The 718-nt window shown below is 61.0% G+C and carries 1 protein-coding gene and 1 pseudogene; one reads left to right on the plus strand and one right to left on the minus strand.

Translation table 11 applies throughout. From position 1 onward, the window contains the following. Positions 1-200, minus strand: a 200-nt coding sequence (locus B3849_RS00280) for an alanine racemase (RefSeq protein WP_286779681.1), incomplete at its 3' end; no start/stop codon positions are given. Positions 201-437: 237 nt separating this feature from the next. On the opposite strand from B3849_RS00280, the pseudogene B3849_RS00285 reads away from it, so the two are divergent. Next, positions 438-718, plus strand: a pseudogene (locus B3849_RS00285) (dienelactone hydrolase); the annotation flags it as partial.

Below are 718 nucleotides of genomic sequence, written 5' to 3' on the forward strand. Positions count from 1 at the left end.
AGGGCCACGCCCTCTTCCGCGACAGCGACAAAGAACTTGCGCGCGCCCTGGGCGGCAAGAACCGGGGCCACGCGGTCAACGCCCAGACCATAGGCGTTTGCCTTGATCACGGCACCGGTGTCGCAGCCGGTCATTTTGTTCAGCGCCTGCCAATTGGCGGCAATCGCATTGAGGTCGATAGAGAGGGTGGCTGTTGTCATGGGATTTGTTTTGACCGTATGCCCGCCAAGGTCAAGCCACGAGCAAGGCCACCGGCCAATAATCCCTCGCCATGCGGGAAGAGGGGCGGAATGTTTGGCCCATTTCCCTAACGTAACGAAACCTTCGCATGATGCTTGCATGGTGGCGCGAACGCGATAGCTTGGTTCCTGACAAAAGACAGGCTGCGCGCAGTAGCCGCATATAAAACGGGAGAGAGTTCAATGCGAGTTTCAACAATGACAACGGGGCCCGTGCTGGCGGTGGTCACGGCGATGGCCGCGCCTATGGCGCTGGCCGAGAACCGGATCGATACCCAGATGCCCACAGCCCCTGATATGGCGGCCTATGGCGACGAAGCGATCGGCGTACGCCAGCTTGACCTGGTGCATAAGGATCAGATCGATATCCTGTCCATCGATCCCGCAGCGGACAAACCAGAAACCCTGCCGCGCTATGATCGCCCGCTGACGGTCGAGGTCTGGTACCCCGCCGCAGACGGGGCCACCGGCGACACCGC

The organism is Sulfitobacter sp. UBA4523 (genome assembly GCF_002388305.1).
Taxonomy (GTDB): Bacteria; Pseudomonadota; Alphaproteobacteria; order Rhodobacterales; family Rhodobacteraceae; genus Sulfitobacter; species Sulfitobacter pontiacus.